Here is a 24,148-nt window from a genome sequence, read left to right as displayed (position 1 = left end):
GCCGGCGCGTGGTCAGGCGGCCAGGCAGAGCCCGTTGTGTGGCGCGGTGGACATGGCGCGGCCGCGTGCGTGCGTGTGCCGGGTGAGGTCACTGTGCGCCCGCGCCAGCAGATCGCCGAGGCCGAGGCCCAGGGCGTGGGCGGCGGCCGCGAGCACCTCCGAGGAGGCCTCCTTGCGGCCGCGCTCCACCTCCGACAGATACGGCATCGAGATCCGAGCGGCGTCGGCGACGTCCTTCAACGTCCGCTCCTGTGCGAGCCGTTCCCGCCGCAGCACGTCCCCCACGAGGTCCCGCCAGAGCGGCTCCTTGACGGCGGGTTGGGACGGCACAGCGGCGGGCCGGTCGGACACCGGGCGGGCCGTCCCGGGGCGCGCGGGCTGCGGACGCAACGGGATGACACGGGCCTCATTGGGCGTCATCTGCGTGTTCGGCGCTTGGTTGCTCACCTCTTCAGCCTAGGTTCGCGAGCCGTCAGGGGAAGGCCGCGACGTTCCGCCCTCGGTGGAATCGGACGAAACGCCCTGGCGACCCGGCCGGTGAACTCGTAGCCCGAAGTACCCAATTCGGGCCACCCCGCAACAGGAGGGCATGTGATGGCGAGGGCCGGGTACCCGCACCAGTACGCCGTCAGGTTCCGGTGGCCCGGGACGTGACGCCGTCAGGACCGAGGACAACAGAGGCCGAAGAGGCAGACGTCGCGCCATGACATTCGTGGGAGAGGTAATGGACACCGCCGTGACCGGGTCGGAGGCAGAGGTCGTCAAGGACAGCCCCGTGGCCAGGACGGGTCAGGGGCCAACACCGGACGTCGGGGATCCCCGGACCGTGGCTCCGCGCGACGCGCGCGAGTTGTCCCGCCAGTTCTTCGCACGCATGACCGAACTCGAGGAAGGCACGCACGAGTACCAGTACGCGCGCAACACCCTCATCGAGATGAACATGTCGTTGGTGCGGTTCGCCGCCGGCCGGTTCCGCAACCGCGGGGACGACATGGAGGACATCGTCCAGACCGGGATGATCGGCCTCATCAAGGCCATCGACCGGTTCGAACTCTCCCGCGAGGTCGAGTTCACGTCGTTCGCGCTGCCCTACATCGTCGGTGAGATCAAGCGGTTCTTCCGCGACACCACCTGGGCCGTACACGTCCCCCGCCGTCTTCAGGAACTCCGCGTCGAACTGGCCAAGGCCCGCGAGGAACTGGCCAGCCGGCTGGACCGGGATCCCACGGTCGCGGAACTCGCCACGCTGATGAACATCTCGGAGAACGAGGTGACGGAGGCCCAGATCGCCGCCAACGGCTACAACTCCGCCTCCCTGGACGCCGCCCTCACCGGAGACGGCCCGGAGAACGGCGAGGCGGTCCTCGCGGACTTCATCGGCGTCGAGGAGCAAGGACTGCGGCTCGTCGAGGACTTCCAGTCGCTCGCCCCGCTCATGGCCGAACTCGACGAACGCGACCGGCAGATCCTGCATCTGAGGTTCGTGGAGGAGGCCACCCAGGCCGAGATCGGCGAACGGCTCGGCTGCTCGCAGATGCATGTGTCCCGACTGCTCAAGCGGATCATCGTACGGCTCCGCAAGGGCATGCTCGGGGAACTGGGCTGCGCCTGACGGCACAGCAGCGCACCACAAGCCCACAAGGTGAGCCCCCGGAATCTCCAGGGGGCTCACTCCCCGTCCAGCCGCACCACCGCACGCACCCGCTTGCCCACCGGAACCCGCTCGACGGTCACGTCGGTCGCGAGCGCGTACACGATCTCCAGACCGTGCCGGCCGATGCGGGCCGGGTCGCGCGGGAACCGCCTGGGCAGGGCGGCACTGCTGTCGTAGACGGACACCGCGAGGGCGCTGTCCGTTCCCTCCAGCTCCAGGATGTACGGCCCGTTGCTGTGCCGGTCCGCGTTGGTGACTAGTTCCCTCACCACGAGGAGCACCGCTCCCTCGGTGCGGGCGTCGATCTCGGCGCACCACTCGTTCCTGAGCTGTTCGAGGAAGAACGCGGCCAGGGAGCGCGCCTCGGCGATGCATCCCGGCTCGCCCGTGTAGTGCGCCGCCCGCCGCAGTGGTTCCACGGGCACGTCGAAACCAGTCGGTACGACGGCCCCGTCCCCGTGCTCGATCATGCGTGTCTCTCTCCGAAGCCGGCCATGCCGGACGCTGCTGCACCAGTCCTCGTACCCCGAGCCGGGCGCCGCAGTCCATAGTGCCGGACTCGTCACATTGCCGGAGCGTTTGTGGACGATTCCGGGGCGGTGTACGCGGAGGACGAACGGTGCGCGTCCACAGCGGCAGATGGTTGCCCCTCAGCCGATCTGCTTGTCCTTCTCTCCCGTGTCGCCCCGGGACCGGTAGATCCAGACGTCGTGGTCGGAGTCGTAGAGGACGAAGGCGTCGATGTCCCGCCGCGCCTCCTTCACCGCGACGACATGGGAGAAGCGGAACCCCGGCCAGGCCTCGCCGGTCGGCTTCGGTGTGGTGCGCCGGGCGACCGGCGGGGTCAGCGGGTTGCCGCAGGCGCAGCGGACGCGGGGCAGTCCCCGCCCGTCGACCAGGACGGCCGTACCGGCCTGGAGGATGGCCTGGTAGCCGGTGGCGGCGCCGTCGCGGAAGCCGTGGTTGGTGACGCGGGTGTCCACGCGGAGCTGTACGGGGGTCAGGGAGCGCAGGTACGCGGGGACGCCGGACGGCTCGACCTCGGCGACGGACGCGAACGCCCGGTTCCTCGCCTCCGCCTCCCCCAGCAAGCGGATCTGCTTCTCCACATCGCAGTCGGCGACGTTGCGCGTGCCGCCGTAGAGGCCGGGCGCGCTGCCGCTCACGCCCCGTACGGTGTGCGGCGGCACCGACCCGGTCGGGGTGGGCGTGACGGAAGGGGCGGAGCCGGCCCTCGCCGTGGACTCGGTGAAGGGGTTGGGCCCGGTGGCGTTCACGGCCTGAAGCAGGACGTTCCCGTCCTCGGCGTCGGAGGCGTCGTCGCGGCCGATCCGGGTGAGGACGACAGCCGCCACCGCGGCCGCGACGACCGCGGCGAGGACCGCGATGCCGAGTACGGACCGCCACCACGGTCGACCTCCTTCCGGCGGGCCCGGCGGCGGTTGCGGGGGTGGTGGCAGGGGGCCGGAGGGGGGTCCGGCGGGGCCGGAGGGAGGGCTGGCGGGAGAGGTGGCAGGGCCTGCGGGGGCGGTGGGAGGGCCCGCGGGGCGGCGGCCTGAGCCTGGACCGGTGGGACCGGGGGGTGGGCCGGTGGGACCGGGGGGTGGGCCGGTGGGACCGGGGGGTGGGTCTGTGGGGCCGGGGGGTGGGTCTGTGGGGCGGCCGGTCGAATCCACCTTGGCCCTCACATCCCGTTGCCGCTTTCCCGTTATTTCCGCAATGTGCTCATTGTGTGCCCGGGTTCCGCACGGCCCGCAAGCGGACGCGGACGGACCTCTCGGCGCGCGCCCGGTGCCGGTGCTGCTTAGCGTGGCAGCGTGAGCGCGCGGTCCCCCTCCGACCAGGCACTGTCCCGCCCCGGCTGGGTACAGGCCCTGGTTACGGTGCTGGCCGCGCTGGTCGCCATGGGGGGCACCGCCGCGCTGGGCCTGTGGGCGGCCGGGGCGGCGGAGCTGCCGGACGGGGCGTTTCCCCGGGTGGTCGCGGCGACCGTCGTCACCTCGGTGGGCGGTGTCGTCGAGATGTCCGGGGCTGCCGGAGGCCTCGCCGAGACAGCGGCGGAGCTGACCGTGATCCCGCTGTCCGTGACGCTGGTCGGTGCGCTGGTGATCGCCGCGGGTTTCCTGCGTCCGCTCCGACGCCGGGCGGTGGCCGATGCCGGGGAGCTGGGCGCGTGGGCCGGCAAGGTGGCCGTCCTGTGGCTGCTGGGGCTGCTCGGTCCGGCTCTCTGGGCCCGGCAGACCTTCCGGATCTCGCTCGATGATGACGCGATCAGCGACATCACCGATCTGTTCGGTGTCACGCCGGAGATCGGCTTCACCACGGACGTGCCGCTGTCGCTGTTCTTCGGTCTGCTGTGGCTGGCGGGTGTGCTGGTGCTGGCCCTGCTCGTCTCGCGGGACGCCCCGCTGCCGGGTCGGCTGTCGCGCTTTCAGGAGTCGGTGCGCCCGGCCGCGTACGCGATGGTCGCCCTGCTGCTCGCGTCTGTCGTGGTGGGGTTGGCCATCGGCCTGGACATCGCGGCGAACCGTGAGCATCCCGCCGACACCTTCGCCGCGCTGCTGCTCGGGCTGCCGAACCTGGCGTGGCTCGGGCTCACCCTCGGCCTGGGCGCCACCTGGGACGGACGCGTGGAGGGGCCGTTCCAGCTGCCGATGCCGCACGCGCTCGACCAGGTGCTGCGCTCCCAGGACGTCGAGGCCCTGAACGTCGGCACGCTCACCGAGCACGACGGCCGGTGGTGGTGGCTGGTCGTCGCGGCGGCGGTGCTGGTGCTCGGGGCCGCGTTCGTGATGGCGGCGCGTTCACCGGCCCAGGTGCGGCTCTGGCAGCACGCGGTGCGCATGGCCGTCGCGCTGACGCTCACCGTGCTCATGATCTGCCTGCTCGGCCGCGTCTCCGCGTCCTACGGCCTGTCCGTCCTCGGCATCGGCGACCTGGGCGGCGACCTCGCCGGTGAACTGTTGCTGCGGCCGCGTATCTGGGGCGCGCTGGGGCTCGCCGTGTTGTGGGGGCTGGTGACGGGCTTCCTCGGCGGCCTGCTGGCGAAGGGCGTACGGCGACGCCGCACGACGTCCTAGCCCGGTCCCCGATCAGCCCAGTTTCCGGCAGTAGAGCGCGTCCGGTGTCCGCGACGAACCCACGCGCCCTGTGTACGCGATCCCGGCCGCGTACTCGTCGTCCGCGCACTGCCCCTTGTAGTGGCCGACCGCGAAGTCGCCGCCCTTGGGCGCGGTTCCCCGGTTGTCGCCGCGGTCGAACCAGACGGTACGGCCGCTGGTGCCGAGCTCACCCGCCGGGGCGGCCGCGCACAGGGCGGCGGAGACGGCGGAGCCGCGGACGCTGTAGCCGGTCAGGTGGTGGCCGGGCGCGCACTGGAGCTTGGTGTAACCGTTCGCCCAGTCGTGGCCCGCCGTGACGTGCCGCTCGTCGACGACCACCTCGTGTCCGTGGACCGGGGCCCAGGAGGCGGACACGTCCGAGCACAGGCCCCGGTTGCCGGTGTGGCTGAGGCCCAGCAGCCGCTGGCCGTCGGGGCAGACGGCCTTGCGGGCGCCGGGGTCCCAGTCGGGCAGGGCGCGTATCCGCCGCGACTGGACGAAGTCGCCGTGGTCAGGGCTGAGCATGGACCATTCCGTCACCGGCGTGACCGGACCGGTGCGGCCGGCGGCGTCGACGAGCCGCGTCCAGGCGGCCGCCCGCCAGTCGTCACCGTCGTACACCCCCATGCGGCTCCCCGCGGTGTCCCAGTGCAACAGCGCCCAGCCGTTGCCCTTGCGGTCGTCGTGCCAGCCGACGAGCGGCCAGTACGCGAAGTCGGCGTCGGTGCGGATCAGATGGTCGACGAAGTTCTCGAACCAGGCCCGTTGCTTGGCGCCGGTCTCGTCGCGGCCGCCGATGCCGAACTCGCTGATCCAGACGGGGGCGGTGAAGTGCCGGTCCTGTTCGGCGGTGACGTGGAAGGCTTGGCGGTTCAGTACGTCGACCAGTTCGGTCGGGCTCAGGTCGCGGTAGCGGGGGTCGCTGGTCTCGCCCGTTCCGGTGGCGCCGCTGTGGTGGGGGCCGGTGTAGTCGTAGAAGTGGGCCGAGTACACGAGTTTGCCGGAGTCGACGAGGGTGTGCGAGAGGCGGCGTACGGGCTCCAGGGTGGGGCGTTCGTGCGGGAGGCCGTCGACGGGGATGCCGGTCCAGTTGATGCCCTCGACGATGATCAGGAGGTCTGGGTTGGCCTCCGTGAGGATGCGGTCACCGACGTGCTGCGAGGCGGCGAACCAGTCGTGGTTGTCGCCGAGGCCCCAGTTGGGGTCGTCCCAGACGTTGCGCCGCACCTCGTTGTACAGGTCGGCGCCGACGACCCGCTTGTTGTCCTTGTAGCGGCGGGCCATGAGCAGCCAGTCGTTCTCCCAGGTTTCGGTGGACCGGCTCGCGTTCCAGCGTTCGTTGCCGTCGACTCCGCAGCACCAACGGGTGGTGTTGGTGTGGTTGTTGAGGATCACCGCGAGTCCGGCGGCGGTGAGTTCGCGGACCACGACGTCGTACACCTGGAGCGGGGTCATGCCGCGCAGGGCGGGATTGGCGGCGACGGCGTCGTCCGTGACGGGAACGGTGTCGTGGATCATCTCGTTGGAGAAGGGCAGCCGGATGCTGTTGATCCCGATCTCCCGGAATCCGGCGATGATCTCGGCCATGGGGGCGCGGTCCAGGCCGAGCGGGATCCGGCCGGAGTTCTCGCCGGCGTGGTGGTTCGCGTCGTCGGCCGTGCTCCCGGAGCCGTTCCAGGTGCCGCTGGCGCCGTGCCAGTTGCCGGAGCGCAGCTTGAAGCGGTCGCCGTCGGCGTCGACGATCCAACGGCCCCGCGTGCTGAGCGGCGCCGTCCAGTCGGCGGCGGCCTCGGCCCGGGCGGCGGCCTGAGGGGCGTGCACCAGCGGCAGCAGGAGGAGTACGGCGGCCAGTGTGGCCCTGACGAAGGCTGCGCGCACGGTCACCATCCCTGGGTTTGTCATGCCAGCGTCATCATGGGGGACGGCGTGCCACTGGTCCAGTCCTGAACGGCGTCGGGTTCATCGGCGGGCGGTGTCCAGCGCGGAGACGACCTACGCGGCGATCCGCCCGGCCGCGGCGGGCGGCGACGGGGCATGCCGGGTCCGGCAGCCCGGAGCGCTGCCCGAGGGTGTCATGGGGGGCGAGGCCGGCGGCAAGCAGCCTGAGCGCGGACCGGCGGCGGAGAAGAGGGTGATGTCGGCCGCCATCACGCTCCGCTCGGGCCGCGGCGGGCGGCAGACGGCGGGCGGCAGGCGGCAGACGGCGGGCGGCAGACGGCAGACGGCAGACGGCAGACGGCAGACGGAGGACGGAGGACGGAGGACGGAGCATGCCGGGTCCAGCAGCCCGGAGCGCTGCCCGAGGGAGCGTGATGGCGGCCGCCATCAGGGTTCGCACTCCGGGGACACGACGGCGCAGGGCCGGCGCGGCCGGGATCCGGCGTGGCGGGGCGGGGGCGACGGTCGCCGGAGCGGGTCGTCCTCGGTGGGTGGGTCCTGCCGTCCGCGCCGACGGCCGTCGGCGCGGACGGGCCAGCCGTTGGAGCGCGGGTCGGGCCCCGGTCGCCGCGCGCTCGGCGAGTGGAACCGCCGGCGGCGGGCCGGGGGTCGCCAGGGCGGTGTGGCGCCTACTTCCGCATCACGACCGGCTCGCGGTGGCGCAGCAGCCGGTGGACGACGTACCCGTAGACCAGCGACAGCACGACGAGCATGCCGATGTCGAGCAGCCACACACCGGCCGTGTGGCCGAACAGCGGGTCGCCGCTCACCTCGCCGAGCGACAGCCGGCCCAGGTCGACGGTGGCGGCCATCGCGGCCAGCGCCCAGCGCGCGGGCACCAGCCAGCTCAGCTGTTCGAGCCCCGGCACTCCGTCCAGCTGCAACAGGGCGCCGCAGAAGACGACCTGAACGATGGCGAGCAGCACCAGCAGCGGCATCGTCACCTCTTCCTTGCGCACCAGCGCGGAGATCAGCAGGCCGAGCATCACTGCCGTGAACGCCAGCAGGGCGACGGCGACCGCGATCTCGATCAGGGGCGGCATCAACACCCCCTGCCCGCCGGGCGCGCCGAGATCGACGCCGTACAGGGCGACCAGGGTCAGCACGACGGCCTGCAGCACGGTGACCGCGCCGAGCACGACGACCTTGGACGTCAGGTACGCCGATCTGGACAGGCCCACGGCCCGCTCCCGCTGGTAGATCACGCGTTCCTTGACGATCTCGCGCACCGCGTTGGCCGCGCCGGTGAGCACACCGCCGACGCAGAGGATGAGCAGCGTGTTCATCGCCGAACCGCGGTCCAGCGCGCCACCGGCGAGGGCGCGGGCCATGGCGCCCATGACGAAGGGCAGCGCGATCATCACGACGAGGAAGGTGCGGTCGGCGCCGAGCACGGCCAGGTAGCGGCGGACCAGCGTGCCGAGCTGCGCCCTCCAGTCGCGGGGCCTGGGCGGCGGGCCCACGGCGACCGGGCCCTCACCGGACTGCGCGGGCTGGGCACTGGCGTCGGCGATGTACTGCCGGTGGAAGGGCGAGGCGCGGTACTCCCCCGCCCAGTCCCGGTCCTGCTCGCGTTCGAAGGCCTCGAAGGCCTCCGGCCACTGGGTGAAGCCGAAGAAGGCGAGGGCGTCGCCGGGCGGGCCGTAGTAGGCGACCCTGCCGCCCGGGGCGAGGACGAGCAGCCGGTCACAGACGTCGAGGCTGAGGACGCTGTGCGTGACGACGATGACGGTCCGGCCGTCGTCGGCGAAGCCGCGCAGCATGTGCATCACCGAGCGGTCCATGCCGGGGTCGAGGCCGGAGGTCGGCTCGTCGAGGAACAGCAGAGACGGCTTGGTCAGCAGTTCCAGGGCCACGCTGACCCGCTTGCGCTGGCCGCCGGAGAGACTGTGCACGGGCTGCTGGGCACGCTGCTCCAGGCCGAGTTCGCGGATCACCTCGTCGACCCGGGCGAGCCGCTCGGCCTCGGCGGTGTCCTGGGGGAAGCGCAGTTCGGCGGCGTAGGACAGGGCGGCGCGGACGGTCAGCTGGACGTGCAGGATGTCCTCCTGCGGGACCAGTCCGATGCGCTGCCGCAGCTCGGCGTAGTCGTGGTAGAGGTCGCGGCCGTCGTACAGGACGGTGCCGTGGGCCGCGGGGCGCTGGCCGGTCAGGGCGCCCAGCAGCGTGGACTTGCCCGCGCCGCTCGGTCCGACGATGGCGAGCAGGCACTTCTCCCCCACCGGGAACGACACGCCGTCCAGCAGCGTCCTGCGCCCCCGCTCGACGGCCACCGTGAGGTCCTGCACGTCGAGACAGACCTCGCCGGTGTCGACGTACTCCTGCAACTGGTCGCCGACCAGGCAGAACGCCGAGTGGCCGATGCCGACGATGTCACCGGGGCCGATCAGGGCGCCGGTGACGCGCTGCCCGTTGAGGTAAGTGCCGTTGTGGCTGTCGAGGTCGACGATCTCGTACGTCCCGTCGGCGTGGGTGCGCAGTTCCGCGTGCCGGCGAGAGACGATCAGGTCGGCGACGATCAGGTCGTTGTCCTCGGCACGGCCGATCCGGATGGTACGGGTGGGCAGTGGCCGTACCGAGGTCGGGTGCCGGAAGGTGTGGGTGAGGGCCGGCCGGGAGACCGCCGAGGGGCGCTCCGGGGCGGGGCCCAGGAGGACGGCGCGGGGTCCGTCGGTGGGGTTGCCGAAACGGATCACGCTGCCGGGGCCGACGTTCCACGCGTGGACCCGGTGGCCCTCGGCGTAGGTGCCGTTGGTGCTGTGCTCGTCCTCGACCGTCCAGTGGCCGTCCACGGGGCGCAGCACCGCGTGGTGCCACGAGACGCGGGGATCGTCGAGGACGATGTCGCTGAGCGGGTCGCGTCCGATGCGGTAGTCGCGGACCGGTCTCATCACGGTGGAGCCCGTCTCGGTCTCCACTACGAGTTCCGGTGCCGTCGACGCGACCGACCGCTCCGCCATATCCAAAATGCTACCGATTCGTGCACATATGTTCTGGTCGGCGGCGGCCCGGTGGCCCCGATGGCACGTGTCAGGCGACGGGAACGACGAGCGCCGGGATGGTGCGCTGCATCCGCAGGGCGTCGACCGACTCGGCGAGCAGCTCGTACTCCGTGGTGTCGTCACTGGTGGCGATCCTGACCAGCCGCCCGGCCGCCAACTGGTCTGCGATCAGCTCCTGCTGGTCCACGTCCGCACACCAGGCGCGCAGCACCGACGGCACATCGGCCACCCCGTCGCCGACCGGGATCAGCGCGTTCGGCGGGAACGGCGGGTCGCCGGGCTGCGGGTCGAGCCGCTCCGCGATCCAGGTGGCACGGTCGCGCAGCCACCACAGGGCGAGGGCCAGGGTGGGCGCCCGGTAGGTGCCGAGCGGTACGCCGATGCGCCGGCCGCCGCAGATGCCGTACGCCGTGACATGGCACAGGAATTCGTCGTGCACGTTCGCCTCCCCCGTCGCGTCGCCCGCTTGCGGTATGCCTCGCTTTCGGTGCGGCTCCTGTGCGTGTGAAACAGTCCCTGAGGTTCGAGTATCTTCACTCTTGAATCACTGTCACCATGTCTTTCCGGCCAGTCTCCTGGCATATTCACCGGGCGTATTGGCCGGAATGCGGCGGGTGAGGTGCCCAGGCCGCGCGGGGTGGATCTTCGGACTGGACCGGAGTGAGATCTTCCGCGATGAGTTTTTCGCCTTTCCGGGGTCTGATGACCGAAACCCTTCGAGATCGCTGCCAGCGGAGGCCGCCATGGGGATCACCGGAAACGTGGACGCGGAATTCACGGCCGTCCTGCGCAAGAGCCCGAGCAAAGGCGGATGGACGTATGTCGTCTGGCCCGAATCCGTCGCATTCTTCGGCACCCGCGGACTGGTCAAGATCCGCGGCACCATCGACGGGCACCCATTCCAGAGCTCTTTCATGGCCCTGGGCGACGGCACGCACAAGCTGCCCGTCAAGGCGGATGTGCGCAGGGCGATCGGCAAGAAGGAGGGCGACACGGTGACCGTGCACCTGGAGGAGCGCCTCGGCACCTAGGGCCTGGGCCCGCGGAACATTCGTCCAAGACAGGGCCGCCGAAGTCGGCGACCGTAGGGGCATGGGCAGCTACGCAGTGGGGTCCGCCCCCGTGCACCGCGACACCGAGGACGGCTGGGAGGTCGCCCGTCCACTCGGCGGCACGTCCCTCGACGGCGTCCGGATGGCCGGATTCCGCGACCGTGTCGATGCCGGGCTGGATATGCGGGTACTGCCCCAGCCTGCCGTGATCGTCGTCATCGGGCTCGGGGAGGAACCGTTCACGGTCGAGGGCACCGCTGGGCGCCGGCCCTTCAGAAGCCTCGTCGCCGCGTTGTCGCCCGGTCCGACCCGCATCCTCGGCGAGCGCGTCGAGTGCCTTGAGATGGGCCTGTCACCCGCGGCCGCCCATGCGCTGCTGGGCGTCTCCCCGCGCGAGCTGGACGGCTCCGTCACCAGTCTCGAGGACCTGTGGGGGCGGCACGAGCGACGCCTGCGCGAGCGGCTGACCGACGCCTCGACGTGGCAAGAACGCCTCACGCTGATGGACGAGTTCCTCACGCGGCGGGCTGCGCGGGCTCCGTCGACGACGCCGGAGGTCGCCGCCGCCTGGGACCACATCGTGGCCCGTCGAGGCCGGGTACGGGTCGACGACCTCGCCGCGTCCTGCGGATGGAGCCGCAAGCGGCTGTGGTCCAGGTTCACCGCTCAGATCGGCCTCACCCCCAAGCGCGCCGCCATGCTGGTCCGCTTCGACCACGCCGCCCGGGCCCTGTGCGCGGGCGAGAACGCCGCCGGCGTCGCCCTGGCGTGCGGATACGTCGACCAGGCCCATCTCCACCGCGACGTGCTGGCCTTCGCGGGGTGCACACCGGGCGCCCTGGCGGGTGGTGCGACGTCCGCCGGCTAGCCAGGACCTGCCGATCAGGGACCGTCCCCTTTTCAAGTACGTGCCGAACGAATTCAAGTACGTGCCGAACCGACCACGGAAGGAAGAAACCTGTGGCGAACACCGATGCGCGGGCAGCAGGCATGGCAGAGCGCGGCCTGATCGTCCGGCTCGTCTTCGGGAGCATGGCCGCGCAGACCGTGCGCGCGGCGGTCCGGTTGCGGGTGGTCGAGCTGATCGGCGACAAGCGACGCCGGGCCGCCGAAGTGGCCGCCGACGCCGGGGCCGAGCCCCAGCCCATGACCCGGCTGCTGCGCGCCCTGACCGGCCTCGGTCTGCTGGAGGAACACACACCCGGCTCATTCTCGGTGGCCCCGGCGGGCGCACTCCTCGATCCCCACCACCCGGACGCGCTCACATCGTTCGTGCGGGTGTTCACCGAGCCGGAAGTGATGCGCGCCTGGGAGCACCTGGACGGCAGCGTCCGCACCGGCGACACCGCGTTCGACGCCGTCTTCGGTACGGACTTCTTCAGCCACCTCGCGAAGGACCCCGACCTTTCCGCGGAGTTCAACGCGGCGATGAGTCAGGCCACCGGGGAGACCGCCGCGGTACTGCCGCACGCCTTCGACTTCGGCCGGTTCACCCGGGTCACGGACGTCGGCGGCGGAGACGGAACGCTCCTGGCCCGCGTGCTCGGCGCACATCCGGATCTCACCGGCGTCGTCTACGACACGAAGGAGGGCCTGGCCCAGGCGCCGAAGACACTGGAGCGGCACGGCCTCACGGAACGCTGCTCGCTGGTCGCGGGAGACTTCTTCCGTCGGGTCCCCGAGGGCTCGGACCTCTACCTGATCAAGAGCGTCCTGCACGACTGGGCGGACGAACAGGCGGTCACGATCCTGAGCCACTGCCGAGACGTCCTGCCGCCCGGCGGCCGCGTGCTGATCGTGGAGCCGGTGCTTCCCGAGGTCGTCGACACCACCGACGATACCCATGTCACCGAGGCCGGACTCACCTATCTCAGCGACCTCAACATGCTGGTGAACGTGGGCGGCAGGGAGCGCACCCGCACGGACTTCGAGGACGTGTGCCACCGGGCGGGCCTGTCCGTCACCTCGGTCACCCCGCTCGCGGAGGCCGCACCGTTCTCCCTCATCGAGGCCGCGGCCGACTGACCGAACCGTCGGCAGACCTGGCCGCGGCCGTGCCGCTGCGGACACGGCCGCGGACCACGCGGATCAGGCCAGCGCGATGGCGTCGATGCGGGACAGCTCCTCCGCGTCGAAGTCGAGGTTGCCGATCGCGGCGACGCTGTCCTGAAGCTGCTCCGGGCTGCTCGCGCCGACCAGGGCGGAGGTCACCCGGCCGCCACGCAGCACCCAGGCGAGGGCCATCTGGGCCAGCGACTGGCCGCGGGACTTGGCGATGTCGTCGAGGGCCCGCAGCCGACCGACCAGCTCCTCGGTCAGCGCCTCGGAGTTCAGGAACGGGCTGTCGCTCGCGGCCCGCGAGTCCTCCGGGATGCCGTCGAGGTAGCGGCCGGTGAGCAGCCCCTGGTCCAGCGGCGAGTAGGCGATGGAGCCGACCTGCAGCTCGTCCAGCGCGTCCAGCAGGCCCTCCTCGGGGCGGCGGTCGAGCATGGAGTAGCGCGGCTGGTGGATCAGGAGCGGGGTGCCCAGCTCGCCCAGGATGCGGGCGGCCTCGCGGGTCTGCTCCGGGGAGTAGTTCGAGACGCCGACGTAGAGCGCCTTGCCCTGCTGGACCGCCGAGTGCAGGGCGCCCATCGTCTCCTCCAGCGGAGTCTCGGGGTCCGGGCGGTGCGAGTAGAAGATGTCGACGTAGTCCAGGCCCATCCGCTTCAGGCTCTGGTCCAGCGAGGACAGCAGGTACTTGCGCGAGCCCCACTCGCCGTACGGGCCGGGCCACATCAGGTAGCCGGCCTTCGTGGAGATCACCAGCTCGTCGCGGTACGGCGCGAAGTCGGCCCTGAGCGCCTCGCCGAACGCGGTCTCGGCGGCGCCGGGCGGCGGGCCGTAGTTGTTGGCCAGGTCGAAGTGGGTGACACCGAGGTCGAAGGCCCGGCGCAGGATGGCCCGCTGGGTCTCGACGGGGCGGTCGGGGCCGAAGTTGTGCCACAGGCCGAGCGACAACGCGGGGAGCTTGAGGCCGCTGCGTCCGGTGCGCCGGTAGGGCATGTCCGCGTAGCGGTCGGGGTGTGCCGTGTACAACGCGACTCCAGAGGGGTTGGCACGGATGGAACAGTGTGGCCCTCACTCTTTCGTGACCTGCGGGCAGTGGTCCAACAGAAGAATCCGATGAAATTCAGCGACTACGCTTCTCAGTCATGGAACTGCGTCATCTCCAGCACTTCGTCGCGGTCGCCGAGGACCAGCACTTCACCCGGGCGGCCGAACGGCTGATGGTGTCCCAGTCGGGCCTGTCGGCCTCGATCCGGTCGCTGGAGCGGGAGTTGCAGACCCCGCTGTTCGTGCGGACCACCCGCCGGGTGACGCTCACCCCGGCCGGGCGGGCGCTGCTGGATGAGGCCGAGCGGATCCTGGCGCAGGTGCGGGCCGCCCATGAGGCGGTGGCCGCGGTGCAGGGCGTACTGCGCGGCATGCTCGCGCTGGGCACCGAGCAGTGCATCGCGGGGGTGAACGTGGCGCGGCTGCTCGCCGCGTTCCGGCACCGGCACCCGGATGTGGAGATCTGCCTGCGGCAGGCGGGCTCGGGCGCGCTGGCGGAGGAGGTCGCCGCGGGGCGCCTGGACCTGGCCTTCGCGGTGCGCACCCAGGAGGACACCGACCAGCTGCGCTCCGTACCGCTGACCAGCGAGCCGATGACGGTCCTGTGCCATCCCACCCACCGCCTCGCCACCGCCGGGGCGGCCGTGACGCCTCAGGAGCTGGGCGGCGAGGTGTTCGTGGACTTCCACCCCGACTGGGGGCCGCGCCGCGCCACCGACGCCGCGTTCGCCGGGGCGGGCGTACGGCGGACAGTGGCGCTGGAGGTGAACGACGTGCACAGCCTGCTCGACCTGCTGGACGAGAACCTGGGCATCGCCGTCGTACCGCACCACTTCCGCCACAAGCGTGCCTCACTCACCGCGCTGCCCCTCAAGGGCACCGGCGAGGCGGTGTACGAGACGGTCGCCCTGCTGCCGCCCCGGGAGGCGACGAGCCCGGCGGCGCGGGCACTGATGACGCTCCTCGACTCCTGAAGCGACCACTGAAGCGACTCCTGAAGCGGCTGCTGAATCGACCCCTGACGCGCGGCGATGTGCCGTCGTGGGAATCCCGGCGATGCGCCATGGTGGGACGTATGCACGCCAAGGACATCCTCACCGACGGCTACAGCCGCATCCAGGAAGAAGTCCACGCCGTCGTCGAAGGCCTCTCGGCCGACGACCTCAACGCCCGTCCCGGCCCCGCCGCCAACTCCGTCGCCTGGCTGGTCTGGCACCTCAGCCGCGTCCAGGACGACCACATCGCCGACGCCTCCGGGCTCGACCAGGTCTGGCTGGCGCAGGACTGGGAGAAGCGCTTCGGGCTCGGGCTGCCGCGCCATGACACCGGGTACGGGCACAGTTCGGCGAAGGTCGCCAAGGTGCGCGTCGACTCCCCCGACCTGCTCACCGGCTACTACGACGCCGTGCACGAGCAGACGCTCGGCTTCGTGCGCGGGCTGACCGCCAAGGACCTCGAAGAAATCGTCGACGACCGCTGGGATCCGCCGGTCAGCCTCGGCGTACGGCTGGTGAGCGTCCTGTCCGACGACCTTCAGCACGTCGGACAGGCCGCTTTCGTACGGGGACTGCTTCAGGCCTCGTAGCCGGGCAGGATCACGTCCCGGATGAGGGCGCCCCGCTCGTCGAACGGGATGAACGCGCTCTTGACGGCGTTCACGGTCACCGTGCGCAGATCCTCGACCGTCCAGCCCGCCTCCTCGACCAGCAGGGACATCTCACGGGTCATGGTCGTGCCGGAGACCAGGCGGTTGTCGGTGTTGAGCGTGACCCGGAAGCCGAGGTCCTTGAGCGCCGTGATGGGGTGCTCGGCGATCGAGGTGGCGGCGCCGGTCTGGAGGTTGGAGGTCGGGCACATCTCCAGCGCGATCCGGCGGTCGCGGACCCACCCGGCGAGACGGCCGAGCTTGCCGTCCACGATGTCGTCGGTGATCCGCACGCCGTGCCCGATGCGCTGGGCGCCGCACACCTGGAGCGCCTGGTGGATGCTGGGCAGACCGTGCGCCTCACCGGCGTGGATGGTGAACGGCACGTTCTCGTGGCGCAGGTGCTCGAAGGCGGCCAGGTGGTCGGCGGGCGGGAAGCCGTCCTCGGCGCCGGCTATGTCGAAACCGACGACGCCGGCGTCCCGGAAGGCGACGGCGAGGTCGGCGATCTCCCGGCTGCGGTCGAACATCCGCATGCCGCACAGCAGCGTCCCGACCCGTACCGGCGTGCCGGCGGCGGCCGCCTTGGCCATGCCCGCCGCGAGCCCCTCCTGCACGGTCTCGACGACCTCGGGCAGGGTCAGCCCGCCCCTGATCATCAGCTCCGGCGCGTAACGCACCTCGCCGTAGACGACACCGTCCGCCGCGAGATCGAGGACGTACTCCTCGGCGGTGCGCAGCAGGCCCTCGCGGGTCTGCATCACGGCGAGGGTGTGCTCGAAGGTGGCGATGTAGCGCACCAGGTCGCCGGAGTTCGCGGCGTCGTAGTACCAGGCGGCCAGCGCGTCGGGGTCGGTGGTGGGCAGGGTGTGGCCGACCGTCTCCGCGAGCTCGACGACGGTGGCGGGGCGCAGGCCGCCGTCGAGGTGGTCGTGCAGGACGGCCTTCGGGAGGCGGCGGAGGGTTTCGATGTCTACGCGCGTAGCAGTCATGGTGCGTCTTTCTCGGGCGGGTTGTTCGAAGTGAGGGTGCGGAAGGGAGGCGGCGGAGCGGACGGGGGGTCCGCAGGGGAGGGGGCGGAGCGGACGGCGTCCCGAAGCGGGGACGGCGGAGGGGACTGGCGTTCCGGAGCGGAGACGGCGGGTCGGGAGCAGGGACGGCGGATCGGATGGGCGTTCCGGAGCGGAGACGGCGGGAGCGGACTGGAGTTCCGCAGCGGAGGCGACGGAGCGGACGACGGGTCGGAAGCGGGGACGGCGGAGCGGACTGGCGTCCCGGAGCGGAGACGGCGGGAGCGGACCGGCGTTTTCCGCAGCGGAGGCGACGGAGGACGACGGGTCGGGAGCAGGGACGGCGGAGCGGACGGGCGTTCCGCAGCGGAGACGGCGGGAGCGTACGGCGGATCCGGAGCGGAGACGGCGGAGCGGAAGCGGAGACGGCGGAGCAGACTAGGGTTCCGCAGCGGAGGCGACGGAGCGGACGGCGGGTCCGGAGCGGAGACGGCGGAAGCTGGCGGGCTTGCGGGCCGCGGCGGTCAGGGGGCGGGCTGCAGCAGGTCCCACCGGTTGCCGTACAGGTCCTGGAAGACGGCGACCGTGCCGTACGGCTCGTGCCGCGGCTCCTCCAGGAAGCTCACGCCCGCGGCCAGCATCCGGGCGTGATCGCGGGCGAAGTCGTCGGTGTGCAGGAAGAAGCCGACGCGGCCGCCGGTCTGGTCACCCACTCGGGCGCGCTGGGCCTCACCCTTGGCGCGGGCGAGCAGCAGGGCGGAGCCGGCGCCTTCCGTCCCGGGCTCGACCACGACCCAGCGGGAGCCGTCCTCGCGCGGCGTGTCCTCGGCGAGTCGGAATCCGAGCGCCTCGGTGTAGAAGCGGATCGCCTCGTCGTAGTCGTCGACGACGAGGGTGACCAGGGCGATGCGTCTCATCGGGGCCTTTCGGGAGGGCTGATTGACGGAAGAGGTTATACGTAAAACCTCGCGGACGCCAGTCGTCACCGGGACCGGAGTCCTACGCCTCGGGCCCGAGGTGCTCCGGCAGTCGAGCGGCTAGCGTCCGGGGCCATGACGATCACCGAACCCCCGCGCAGTGCCGCCCGCCGCAAGCAGGATGTACTGGCCCGGCTCGAACGGGAGATGGACATCTGGGTGGCCTCGGCGGACACCGACGGGGTGCCGTGCCTGGTCCCGCTGTGGTTCGTGTGGGACGGCGAGTCCGTGTGGCTGGCCACCCGCCCGGGCAATCCCACCGGCCGCAATCTGCGCGCGGTCCGCCGGACCCGGCTGGCGCTCGGGGACACGCGGGACGTGGTCCTCATCGACGGCGACGCCGAGGCCTTCTCGGCCGAGGAGGTGCCGGACGCGGCGGCGGAGGCGTTCCACGCCAAGACGGGCTGGGATCCACGCGCGGACAAGGCGACGTACGCCTACTACCGGGTGCGGCCGCGCGCGGTGCAGGCGTGGCACGAGGAGCGCGAGCTGCCCCATCGGCATGTGATGTCGGACGGGGTCTGGACGGTCTAGAACAGCCCTCGGCCCCTGACCTACGCCCTCCCGACATCCGTACCGCGCACGGGTGTTACCTAGGAGTAACTCCAGGTGGTTTGATGTGCGGCGCCACTCACCCCTTCACCCACAGGGAGATCCAGTGACGCTCTCCGCACCGCGCCGCACTCACGGGGCAGTCGTGCTCGCGTTCTCGCTCGCCGCCGTCGGCCTCGCGGGCTCGGCGCCCGCCGCGGTGGCCGCCGAGCAGGCGCCGTCGCTCAAGGTGCTGTCGTACAACGTCTTCCTGTTCAGCAAGAGCCTCTACCCGAACTGGGGCCAGGACCACCGGGCTTCGGAGATCGCCAGGGCGCCCTTCTTCCGGGGGAACGACGTCGTGGTGGTCCAGGAGGCGTTCGACAACTCCTCCTCCGACGCGCTGCGGAGCGCCGTGGCGGGCGAGTACCCGTACCAGACGCCCGTGGTCGGGCGGAGCAAGAGCGGCTGGGACGCCACCGGTGGGGCGTACTCGGCGACGACGCCCGAGGACGGCGGGGTCACGATCCTCAGCAAGTGGCCGATCGTGCGCAAGGAGCAGTGGGTCTACAAGGACGCGTGCGGGGCGGACTGGTGGTCCAACAAGGGCTTCGCGTACGTCGTCCTGAACGTGAACGGCACCAAGGTGCACGTCCTCGGCACGCACGCCCAGTCGACCGACCCGGGCTGTGACGCGGGCGAGGCGGCCGCGATGCGCAGCCGGCAGTTCAGGACGATCGACGCGTTCCTGGACGGCAAGAACATCCCGGCGAGCGAGCAGGTACTGGTCGCCGGTGATCTGAACGTCGACTCCCGCACTGCCGAGCACGCCTCGATGCTCACGGACGCGGGGCTGGTGGACAGCGACGCGCGTACCGGGCACCCGTACTCCTTCGACACCGCGGAGAACTCCATCGCCCGGGACCGCTACCCCGACGACCCGCGTGAGGACCTCGACTACGTGCTCCACCGGGCGGGGCACGCGCGGCCGGCGGTCTGGAAGAACGACGTCGTCAAGGAGCAGAGCGCGCCCTGGACGGTGACCAGCTGGGGCACCGACTACACGTACACCAACCTGTCGGACCACTACCCGGTGATCGGGCACTGAACGACGGGACGGGCCCCGGGTGACCGGGGCCCGTCCCCGTCGGCGTTACGGGTAGGTGTAGGTGTTCAGGGCGTTCACCGCCGACGCGGTGTCGCCGAGCTCGTAGTGGTCCACCGCGAGGAAGTTGGGCTTCTTGCGGGCGGCCGGCTGGCAGAAGCGGCGGGCGCGGTCGGCGAGTTTGGTGTTGTCCGTGCGGACCGTGGCGGTGATCGGAACGTCGCGGAAGTGGTTCATCACGAACAGCGGGCGGAAGCCGGGCTCGGTGTGGGTCAGCGGGATGTTGGTGTTCGCGTCGTACCAGCGGCTGTAGCAGGACCAGTCCGAGGAGCCGAGGCCGGAGCCCATGGACCAGTAGTTCTCGACGGTCCACTCCCGCTGGTACATCACGCCGAAGCTGTCCCGGGTCAGGCCCGCGGACTGGTCGGCGGCCCGGCTGTGGTCGGTGAAGATCAGCAACCGGTCGTTGGCGGCGATCAGGTCGGCGAGCTTGGGCCAGCCGTTCTGGCGGACGCCCGTCCGGTCGGGGCGGTACAGGATGTCGTCCAGGCCGTTCACGCGGGCGAGTTCGGCGCGCAGGACGCTCGGGTCGACGTAGTCCTCCAGGAAGACGGTGACGAACTGGTCGGGGTGGGCCTTGAGGAAGTCCACGATCCGCTGGAGGTCGACCCACAGGGCGACCGGCCTGCTGACCAGGGTGCAGCTGTTGTGGCAGAGGATCGCGCCGTCGGGGGTCTGGTGGATGTCCAGCATGAATCCCCGTACGCCGTCGGTGAGTTGCTGGTTGATGCCGCGCGACTGGTTCGGGACGAGGTTCACGAACGGCGGGGCGAAGCCGCCGTCGACGCCGTTGGCGTAGGCGTTGTGCGAGGTGAGGAACGTGACCTGGTCCAGGGTGCGTTGGCCCTGAGGCGGCATGGGGGTGGTGGCCGGGGTGACGGGGGTGAGGTACCAGGAGGCGAGGGAGCCGGAGGCGCCGATCGCCAGCTGGGCGGGGTAGTTGGCGCCGGAGGGGCGGGGGGCGAGCGTGAGGTGGCGGTCGGTGCCGGGCGCCTTGAGCGTGTACTGGTCGGCGCCGGTGGACGTGATCTCCCAGACCGCGTCGGTGCTCGTGCAGGCGACGGTCCGCGCCTGGTCGCCGGAGCGGCCGAGGCAGTTGCCCGCGGCGTCGGTGCTTTCGAGGACGTACGAGGTTCCGCTCGGCCGCAGGTTCCACTGCTGGCGGTCCTCGTTGCCCTTGGGTCTGCGCTGTTCGACCGCGCCTTGGTTGTCGGCCGCGTTGAGGCCGGTGACGGCGCTCTGCAGGTAGTACGTGCCGGAGGCCGGGGCCGCGGACAGGGCCCCGGCCGGGGGCGAGGGCGCCACGACCGCGGCGGCCAGCGCGGCGGTCGTGGCGAGCAGGGCGTGGGGGGTGCGACGCATGCTGAATGCCTTTCAGGGGCTAGTAGTCAGGTGCATGACACCATGCCCCGCGAACCGGCGTCAGCAGTAGAGGTTGCCGCCCGGTGAAACGCCGAGGATCTGCGTGAACCGCTGGTAGTTGTTCACTCGGCTCTGCACCTGCGCGGGGTTCTTGCCGTCGCACTCCAAGGAGCCGTTGATGGAGCGGATGGTGTGCCCGAAGCCGGCCTGGTTGACCATGGCGTTGTGGCCGGTCATGGAGCCGGGGCCGCTCTGGGTGTTCCAGTACCACAGGCCGGTCTTCCAGGCGACGGAGGCGTCGTTCTGGACCATCCACGGGTTGTTGAGGAGGTTCAGGCCCAGCGCGTCGCCCGCGGCCTTGTAGTTGAAGTTCCAGCTCAGCTGGATGGGGCCGCGGCCGTAGTAGGCGGACTGACCGGCCGGGCAGCCGTACGGCTGGCTCCAGTCGCAGTAGTGCGGGTAGTTGGCCTGGTTCTGCTCGACGATGTGCACCAGGCCGCCGGTCTCGTGGCTGACATTGGCGAGGAAGGCCGCTGCCTCCTGCTTCTTCACCGTGTCGCTGCCCGTGTTGGCGAAGCCGGGGTACGCGCTGAGCGCGGCGGTGAGCCCGCTGTACGTGTAGAAGGAGTTCCGGCTCGGGAACATCTGGTTGAACTGCGCCTCGCTGACCACGAATCCGGCGGCGGTCGCGGTGGGGGCGGGCTGGAGGGCCAGGGCGGCACCCGCGAGGGCGAGCGAGCTCAAGAGTGCGGAGATGCGAAAACGACGCCTCGACACAGGTTCAGCTCCTTTGCGGTGCACGGCCGCTCCCAGAGGAGGGACGGTGGGGGCGGCCGTGGTGGGGGGTTGGACCGACACTCAACCGCATTGGTCTGTACCAGTCAAGGGTGTAGACCAGTCAAACCGTCCGGGATTTCGGACGAGTTGACGCGCACTCCGGGACGCCCGCGGTGTTCCGGGGGCATGACCAGGGATGCTTCTGCCAGGGCGCTCCTCGACGGGCGGATCGACCCCGACGGCTTCGGTCGGCAGTTGGGACGCTCGGTGATGTGGCCGTCGTGGTGCTGTGCGTGGAGCCGCCGGACGCGTCGATCGCCCGGGGCTGCCTGGAGCGCGGGATCCATCGCGTCGATGTCGGCGCCAGCGCCCAACTCCTGGATGACATCGTGACGTTGGGGCCGATCGGGCGGGGACGGGGCGCGACGGCGGTGCTCAGCGTGGGCGTGGCACCGGGCTCACGAACCTGCTCGCCCAGCGCGCCCATCGGGACGTCGGCGGAGCCCGGCGCATCGACGTCGCGCTGCTCTTCGGCACCGGCGAGCACCATGGCGTGGACGCCCTGCGCTGGACGATCGCCGGTCCGGCCACGCCGGTGCGGGCCGCCCCTCGCCGGGTCGCGCTCCCCGGATTCGGCACCAGGACGGCGTACCCCTTCCCCTTCTCCGACCAGCACACGCTCCCCCGCACCCTTGAGGTCCCGGATGTCACGACCCGGCTGTGTCTGGACTCCCGGCCGCGGACCGCAGCGCTGTTCTCACCGCGCCGTACGGGACTTGAGCGGCTGATGGACCGGCCGGACGTGCGGCGGCGGCTCGCCCGTGCCTTCGGAGGCGTCCATCTCGGTAGGGACCGGTTCGTGGTGCGTGTCGACGCCTGGCGTGGCGGCAGGCGGCCTACGCGCTCACGGGGCGGGAGCAGAGCCGGGTCACCGGCCTGGTGGCGTACACGGCGCGGGCGCTGCTCGACGGGACGGGCCTTCCGCAATCCACACCGAACCCAGAGGCCCTCGCCCCGTTCAAGGACCACTCAAGGCGTGTCGCCCGTCACCAACGTCCCGGACAGCACACCTAGTCCGTCCGCCCCTTGCGCAGGAAGCGCCGCAGGCGGGTCAGTGGCCAGGTGTTGATCACGTCGTCCTTGGTGAGCCAGCCCCGCTGTGCCGTGCCCACGCCGTAGCGCAGGTGGGCCAGGTGGAGGGTGGAGTGGGCGTCGCTGTCGATGGCGAACTTCACCCCGTACCGCTTGGCCCGCAGGATGTGCTCGTCGTTGAGGTCGAGCCGGTCGGGGTGGGAGTTGATCTCCAGGGCCGTGCCGGTGCGGGCGCAGGCGGCGAAGAGCGCGTCGAGGTCGGCGTCGACGCCGGGGCGCTTGCCGATGATGCGGGTGGTGGGGTGGCCGATGATGTTGATGTACGGGTTCTCGCAGGCCCGCAGGAACCGCTGGGTCATCGCGTCCTGCCCCTGGTTGAAGTGCGAGTGCACCGAGGCCACGCACAGGTCGAAGTCGGCCAGGAACTCGTCCGGCCAGTCCACGCCGCCGTCGGGGTCGATGTTCAGCTCCACGCCGTGCAGCAGCCGCATCCCGGCGCGCCTGCCGCGCCGCCCGTACTCCTCGTCGAGCTCCCTCACGCGCTCGCGCTGGGCCAGCATCCGCTCGTCCGTCATGCGCTGCATGTAGAGGTTGGGCGCGTGGTCGGTGATGGCGTAGTAGGCGTAGCCGCGTTCGGCCGCCGCGGCGACCATCTCCTCCAGCGGGGCGAGACCGTCGGTGAGGTCGGTGTGGGTGTGCAGGTCGCCCCGGATGTCGGACTCCTGGACCAGCTCGGGCAGTTCGTCGCGCAGCCCCGCCTCGATCTCGCCGCGGTCTTCGCGCAGGGTCGGCGGGATCCAGGGCAGGCCGAGCCGGGCGTAGACGTCCTCCTCCGTCTCGGAGACGATCTTCTCGCCGCTCTCGACGTCGAACAGCCCGTACTCGGAGAGCTTGAGCCCCTGGTGCACGGCCCGTTCCCGGGTGCGGATGTTGTGCGCCTTGGAGCCGGTGAAGTACTGCAGCGCCGCTCCCCAGGAGTCCGGCGGTACGACCCGCAGGTCGACGGCGAGGCCCTTGGTGGTGCGGATCGATGTCTTGGTCGTGCCGTGCGCGATGACCTCGCTGGTCTCCGGCAGTTCGGTGAAGGCCCGCATCAGCGGCTCCGAGTCCTCTGCCGCCGCGAGGATGTCGATGTCCCCGATGGTCTCCCGGACGCGGCGCAGCGAGCCGGCGTACGCGCACCGCCTGCAGCCGGTCACCTTCGACAGCTGGGCGACGATGCCCTCGGCGACGTCCGTCGCGGCGTCGAGCAGCACCCGGTCACCGGAGGACTGCAGCAGCGTGATGCCGTGCAGGATGTTCTCCTCCGTCTTGGGGCCGAAGCCCTTCAGGTCGCGCAGCCGTTCCTCGTGGATGGCGTCGGCCAGTTCCTCGATCGAGGAGATGCCCAGCTCCTGGTAGATCGCCATGGCCTTCTTCGGGCCGAGCGTGGGGATGGCCGTCAGCCGCCGAACCCCGGCGGGGATCTTCGCCCGAAGCTCCTCGACCGCGGACACCTGGCCCGTGCCGAAGTACTCGACGATCTTCTCCGCGATCGACTTGCCGACGTTGGGGATCTCCTGAAGACCCTTGACGTCGAGCTTCGACACGTCGGCGTGGTGGCCGCCGATCGCCCGGGCGGCCTTCTCGTACACGCGTGCCCGGAACGCGTCTCCTCCGGTGATCGAGATCAGGTCCGCGTACTCGGCGAACAGCGCGGCGACCTCATCGTTGGAACGAGCCACGCCTCCAGGGTAAGCACGACCT

21 protein-coding genes are annotated in these 24,148 nt (G+C 71.2%); 9 read left to right on the top strand and 12 right to left on the bottom strand.

Translation table 11 applies throughout. The features are described from left to right. Positions 1-12: 12 nt before the first annotated feature. Positions 13-447, bottom strand: coding sequence for a helix-turn-helix domain-containing protein (locus tag I2W78_RS38115; protein WP_374222752.1), 435 nt, complete (start codon positions 445-447; stop codon positions 13-15). 277 nt (positions 448-724) lie between these two features. Here I2W78_RS38115 and I2W78_RS38110 point away from each other — a divergent pair, with 277 nt between their 5' ends. Then, the gene (locus tag I2W78_RS38110) at positions 725-1,612 is read left to right on the top strand and encodes an RNA polymerase sigma factor SigF (RefSeq protein ID WP_196465335.1); all 888 of its coding nucleotides are present in this window, start codon (positions 725-727) and stop codon (positions 1,610-1,612) included. A gap of 56 nt (positions 1,613-1,668) precedes the next feature. On the opposite strand, the gene I2W78_RS38105 is transcribed toward I2W78_RS38110, so the two are convergent. Further along, positions 1,669-2,124 carry an ATP-binding protein gene (locus I2W78_RS38105; protein WP_196465334.1) on the bottom strand — a complete coding sequence of 152 codons (456 nt, stop codon included), beginning with the start codon at positions 2,122-2,124 and terminating at the stop codon, positions 1,669-1,671. Positions 2,125-2,304: 180 nt separating this feature from the next. Next, the gene (locus tag I2W78_RS38100; RefSeq protein ID WP_196465333.1) at positions 2,305-3,009 is read right to left on the bottom strand and encodes a DUF6777 domain-containing protein; all 705 of its coding nucleotides are present in this window, start codon (positions 3,007-3,009) and stop codon (positions 2,305-2,307) included. A gap of 462 nt (positions 3,010-3,471) precedes the next feature. Between I2W78_RS38100 and I2W78_RS38095 the strand changes: the two genes are divergently transcribed. Continuing rightward, positions 3,472-4,734 (top strand): streptophobe family protein, encoded by a 1,263-nt coding sequence (locus tag I2W78_RS38095; RefSeq protein WP_196465332.1) that lies wholly within the window; start codon positions 3,472-3,474, stop codon positions 4,732-4,734. Between the two features lie 12 nt (positions 4,735-4,746). Here the strand turns inward: I2W78_RS38095 and I2W78_RS38090 are convergent, their stop codons facing one another. The 3 genes from I2W78_RS38090 to I2W78_RS38080 all read right to left on the bottom strand — a co-directional run bounded on the left by I2W78_RS38090 (position 4,747) and on the right by I2W78_RS38080 (position 10,134). Continuing rightward, positions 4,747-6,642 carry a glycoside hydrolase family 5 protein gene (locus tag I2W78_RS38090; RefSeq protein ID WP_196465577.1) on the bottom strand — a complete coding sequence of 632 codons (1,896 nt, stop codon included), beginning with the start codon at positions 6,640-6,642 and terminating at the stop codon, positions 4,747-4,749. 680 nt (positions 6,643-7,322) lie between these two features. After that, positions 7,323-9,653: an ABC transporter ATP-binding protein/permease gene (locus I2W78_RS38085; protein WP_196465331.1), complete on the bottom strand. Its 2,331-nt coding sequence runs from the start codon at positions 9,651-9,653 to the stop codon at positions 7,323-7,325. 70 nt (positions 9,654-9,723) lie between these two features. Continuing rightward, the gene (locus tag I2W78_RS38080; RefSeq protein ID WP_196465330.1) at positions 9,724-10,134 is read right to left on the bottom strand and encodes a hypothetical protein; all 411 of its coding nucleotides are present in this window, start codon (positions 10,132-10,134) and stop codon (positions 9,724-9,726) included. A 304-nt stretch (positions 10,135-10,438) separates the two neighbouring features. Here I2W78_RS38080 and I2W78_RS38075 point away from each other — a divergent pair, with 304 nt between their 5' ends. The 3 genes from I2W78_RS38075 to I2W78_RS38065 all read left to right on the top strand — a co-directional run bounded on the left by I2W78_RS38075 (position 10,439) and on the right by I2W78_RS38065 (position 12,772). Beyond that, on the top strand, positions 10,439-10,726 hold the full coding sequence (locus tag I2W78_RS38075; protein ID WP_196465329.1) for a DUF1905 domain-containing protein: 288 nt from the start codon (positions 10,439-10,441) through the stop codon (positions 10,724-10,726). Between the two features lie 61 nt (positions 10,727-10,787). After that, positions 10,788-11,615, top strand: coding sequence for a helix-turn-helix domain-containing protein (locus I2W78_RS38070; RefSeq protein ID WP_196465328.1), 828 nt, complete (start codon positions 10,788-10,790; stop codon positions 11,613-11,615). Between the two features lie 92 nt (positions 11,616-11,707). Then, positions 11,708-12,772: a methyltransferase gene (locus tag I2W78_RS38065; RefSeq protein WP_196465327.1), complete on the top strand. Its 1,065-nt coding sequence runs from the start codon at positions 11,708-11,710 to the stop codon at positions 12,770-12,772. Between the two features lie 63 nt (positions 12,773-12,835). Here the strand turns inward: I2W78_RS38065 and mgrA are convergent, their stop codons facing one another. Continuing rightward, complete coding sequence (mgrA, locus tag I2W78_RS38060) at positions 12,836-13,825, bottom strand: L-glyceraldehyde 3-phosphate reductase (RefSeq protein WP_196465326.1); 990 nt, start codon at positions 13,823-13,825, stop codon at positions 12,836-12,838. Positions 13,826-13,941: 116 nt separating this feature from the next. Between mgrA and I2W78_RS38055 the strand changes: the two genes are divergently transcribed. Further along, a complete protein-coding gene (locus I2W78_RS38055) occupies positions 13,942-14,817 on the top strand; it encodes a LysR substrate-binding domain-containing protein (RefSeq protein ID WP_196465325.1) in 876 nt (291 codons plus the stop codon). A gap of 101 nt (positions 14,818-14,918) precedes the next feature. After that, positions 14,919-15,428 carry a mycothiol transferase gene (locus tag I2W78_RS38050; RefSeq protein ID WP_196465324.1) on the top strand — a complete coding sequence of 170 codons (510 nt, stop codon included), beginning with the start codon at positions 14,919-14,921 and terminating at the stop codon, positions 15,426-15,428. On the opposite strand, the gene I2W78_RS38045 is transcribed toward I2W78_RS38050, so the two are convergent. Next, the gene (locus I2W78_RS38045) at positions 15,416-16,480 is read right to left on the bottom strand and encodes an adenosine deaminase (RefSeq protein ID WP_196465323.1); all 1,065 of its coding nucleotides are present in this window, start codon (positions 16,478-16,480) and stop codon (positions 15,416-15,418) included. The two genes, I2W78_RS38050 and I2W78_RS38045, sit on opposite strands and share 13 nt — an antisense overlap. A gap of 542 nt (positions 16,481-17,022) precedes the next feature. Then, positions 17,023-17,415 carry a VOC family protein gene (locus I2W78_RS38040; RefSeq protein ID WP_196465322.1) on the bottom strand — a complete coding sequence of 131 codons (393 nt, stop codon included), beginning with the start codon at positions 17,413-17,415 and terminating at the stop codon, positions 17,023-17,025. A 135-nt stretch (positions 17,416-17,550) separates the two neighbouring features. On the opposite strand from I2W78_RS38040, the gene I2W78_RS38035 reads away from it, so the two are divergent. Both I2W78_RS38035 and sph read left to right on the top strand, forming a co-directional pair. Beyond that, a complete protein-coding gene (locus I2W78_RS38035; RefSeq protein WP_196465321.1) occupies positions 17,551-18,009 on the top strand; it encodes a pyridoxamine 5'-phosphate oxidase family protein in 459 nt (152 codons plus the stop codon). Positions 18,010-18,133: 124 nt separating this feature from the next. Continuing rightward, positions 18,134-19,114 (top strand): sphingomyelin phosphodiesterase, encoded by a 981-nt coding sequence (gene sph / locus I2W78_RS38030; protein WP_196465320.1) that lies wholly within the window; start codon positions 18,134-18,136, stop codon positions 19,112-19,114. A 45-nt stretch (positions 19,115-19,159) separates the two neighbouring features. Here the strand turns inward: sph and I2W78_RS38025 are convergent, their stop codons facing one another. The 3 genes from I2W78_RS38025 to polX form a co-directional block, all read right to left on the bottom strand. Beyond that, complete coding sequence (locus I2W78_RS38025) at positions 19,160-20,533, bottom strand: PI-PLC domain-containing protein (protein WP_196465319.1); 1,374 nt, start codon at positions 20,531-20,533, stop codon at positions 19,160-19,162. 60 nt (positions 20,534-20,593) lie between these two features. Further along, on the bottom strand, positions 20,594-21,247 hold the full coding sequence (locus I2W78_RS38020; protein ID WP_374222761.1) for a chitinase: 654 nt from the start codon (positions 21,245-21,247) through the stop codon (positions 20,594-20,596). Between the two features lie 1,133 nt (positions 21,248-22,380). Continuing rightward, a complete protein-coding gene (gene polX, locus I2W78_RS38015; RefSeq protein WP_196465317.1) occupies positions 22,381-24,126 on the bottom strand; it encodes a DNA polymerase/3'-5' exonuclease PolX in 1,746 nt (581 codons plus the stop codon). Positions 24,127-24,148: the final 22 nt, after the last annotated feature.

This window comes from Streptomyces spinoverrucosus, assembly GCF_015712165.1.
GTDB classification, from domain to species: domain Bacteria; phylum Actinomycetota; class Actinomycetes; order Streptomycetales; family Streptomycetaceae; genus Streptomyces; species Streptomyces spinoverrucosus_A.
This window is presented reverse-complemented; position numbering and strand designations above follow the sequence as displayed.

Excerpts from the sequence above, each read along its gene's own strand:
- I2W78_RS38110 (WP_196465335.1), top strand. The coding sequence starts at position 725 with ATGGACACCGCCGTGACCGGGTCGGAGGCAGAGGTCGTCAAGGACAGC.
- I2W78_RS38105 (WP_196465334.1), bottom strand. The coding sequence starts at position 2,124 with ATGATCGAGCACGGGGACGGGGCCGTCGTACCGACTGGTTTCGACGTG.
- I2W78_RS38090 (WP_196465577.1), bottom strand. The coding sequence starts at position 6,642 with ATGGTGACCGTGCGCGCAGCCTTCGTCAGGGCCACACTGGCCGCCGTA.
- I2W78_RS38085 (WP_196465331.1), bottom strand. The coding sequence starts at position 9,653 with ATGGCGGAGCGGTCGGTCGCGTCGACGGCACCGGAACTCGTAGTGGAG.
- I2W78_RS38075 (WP_196465329.1), top strand. The coding sequence starts at position 10,439 with ATGGGGATCACCGGAAACGTGGACGCGGAATTCACGGCCGTCCTGCGC.
- I2W78_RS38070 (WP_196465328.1), top strand. The coding sequence starts at position 10,788 with ATGGGCAGCTACGCAGTGGGGTCCGCCCCCGTGCACCGCGACACCGAG.
- I2W78_RS38055 (WP_196465325.1), top strand. The coding sequence starts at position 13,942 with ATGGAACTGCGTCATCTCCAGCACTTCGTCGCGGTCGCCGAGGACCAG.
- I2W78_RS38050 (WP_196465324.1), top strand. The coding sequence starts at position 14,919 with ATGCACGCCAAGGACATCCTCACCGACGGCTACAGCCGCATCCAGGAA.
- I2W78_RS38045 (WP_196465323.1), bottom strand. The coding sequence starts at position 16,480 with ATGACTGCTACGCGCGTAGACATCGAAACCCTCCGCCGCCTCCCGAAG.
- I2W78_RS38040 (WP_196465322.1), bottom strand. The coding sequence starts at position 17,415 with ATGAGACGCATCGCCCTGGTCACCCTCGTCGTCGACGACTACGACGAG.
- I2W78_RS38035 (WP_196465321.1), top strand. The coding sequence starts at position 17,551 with ATGACGATCACCGAACCCCCGCGCAGTGCCGCCCGCCGCAAGCAGGAT.
- I2W78_RS38025 (WP_196465319.1), bottom strand. The coding sequence starts at position 20,533 with ATGCGTCGCACCCCCCACGCCCTGCTCGCCACGACCGCCGCGCTGGCC.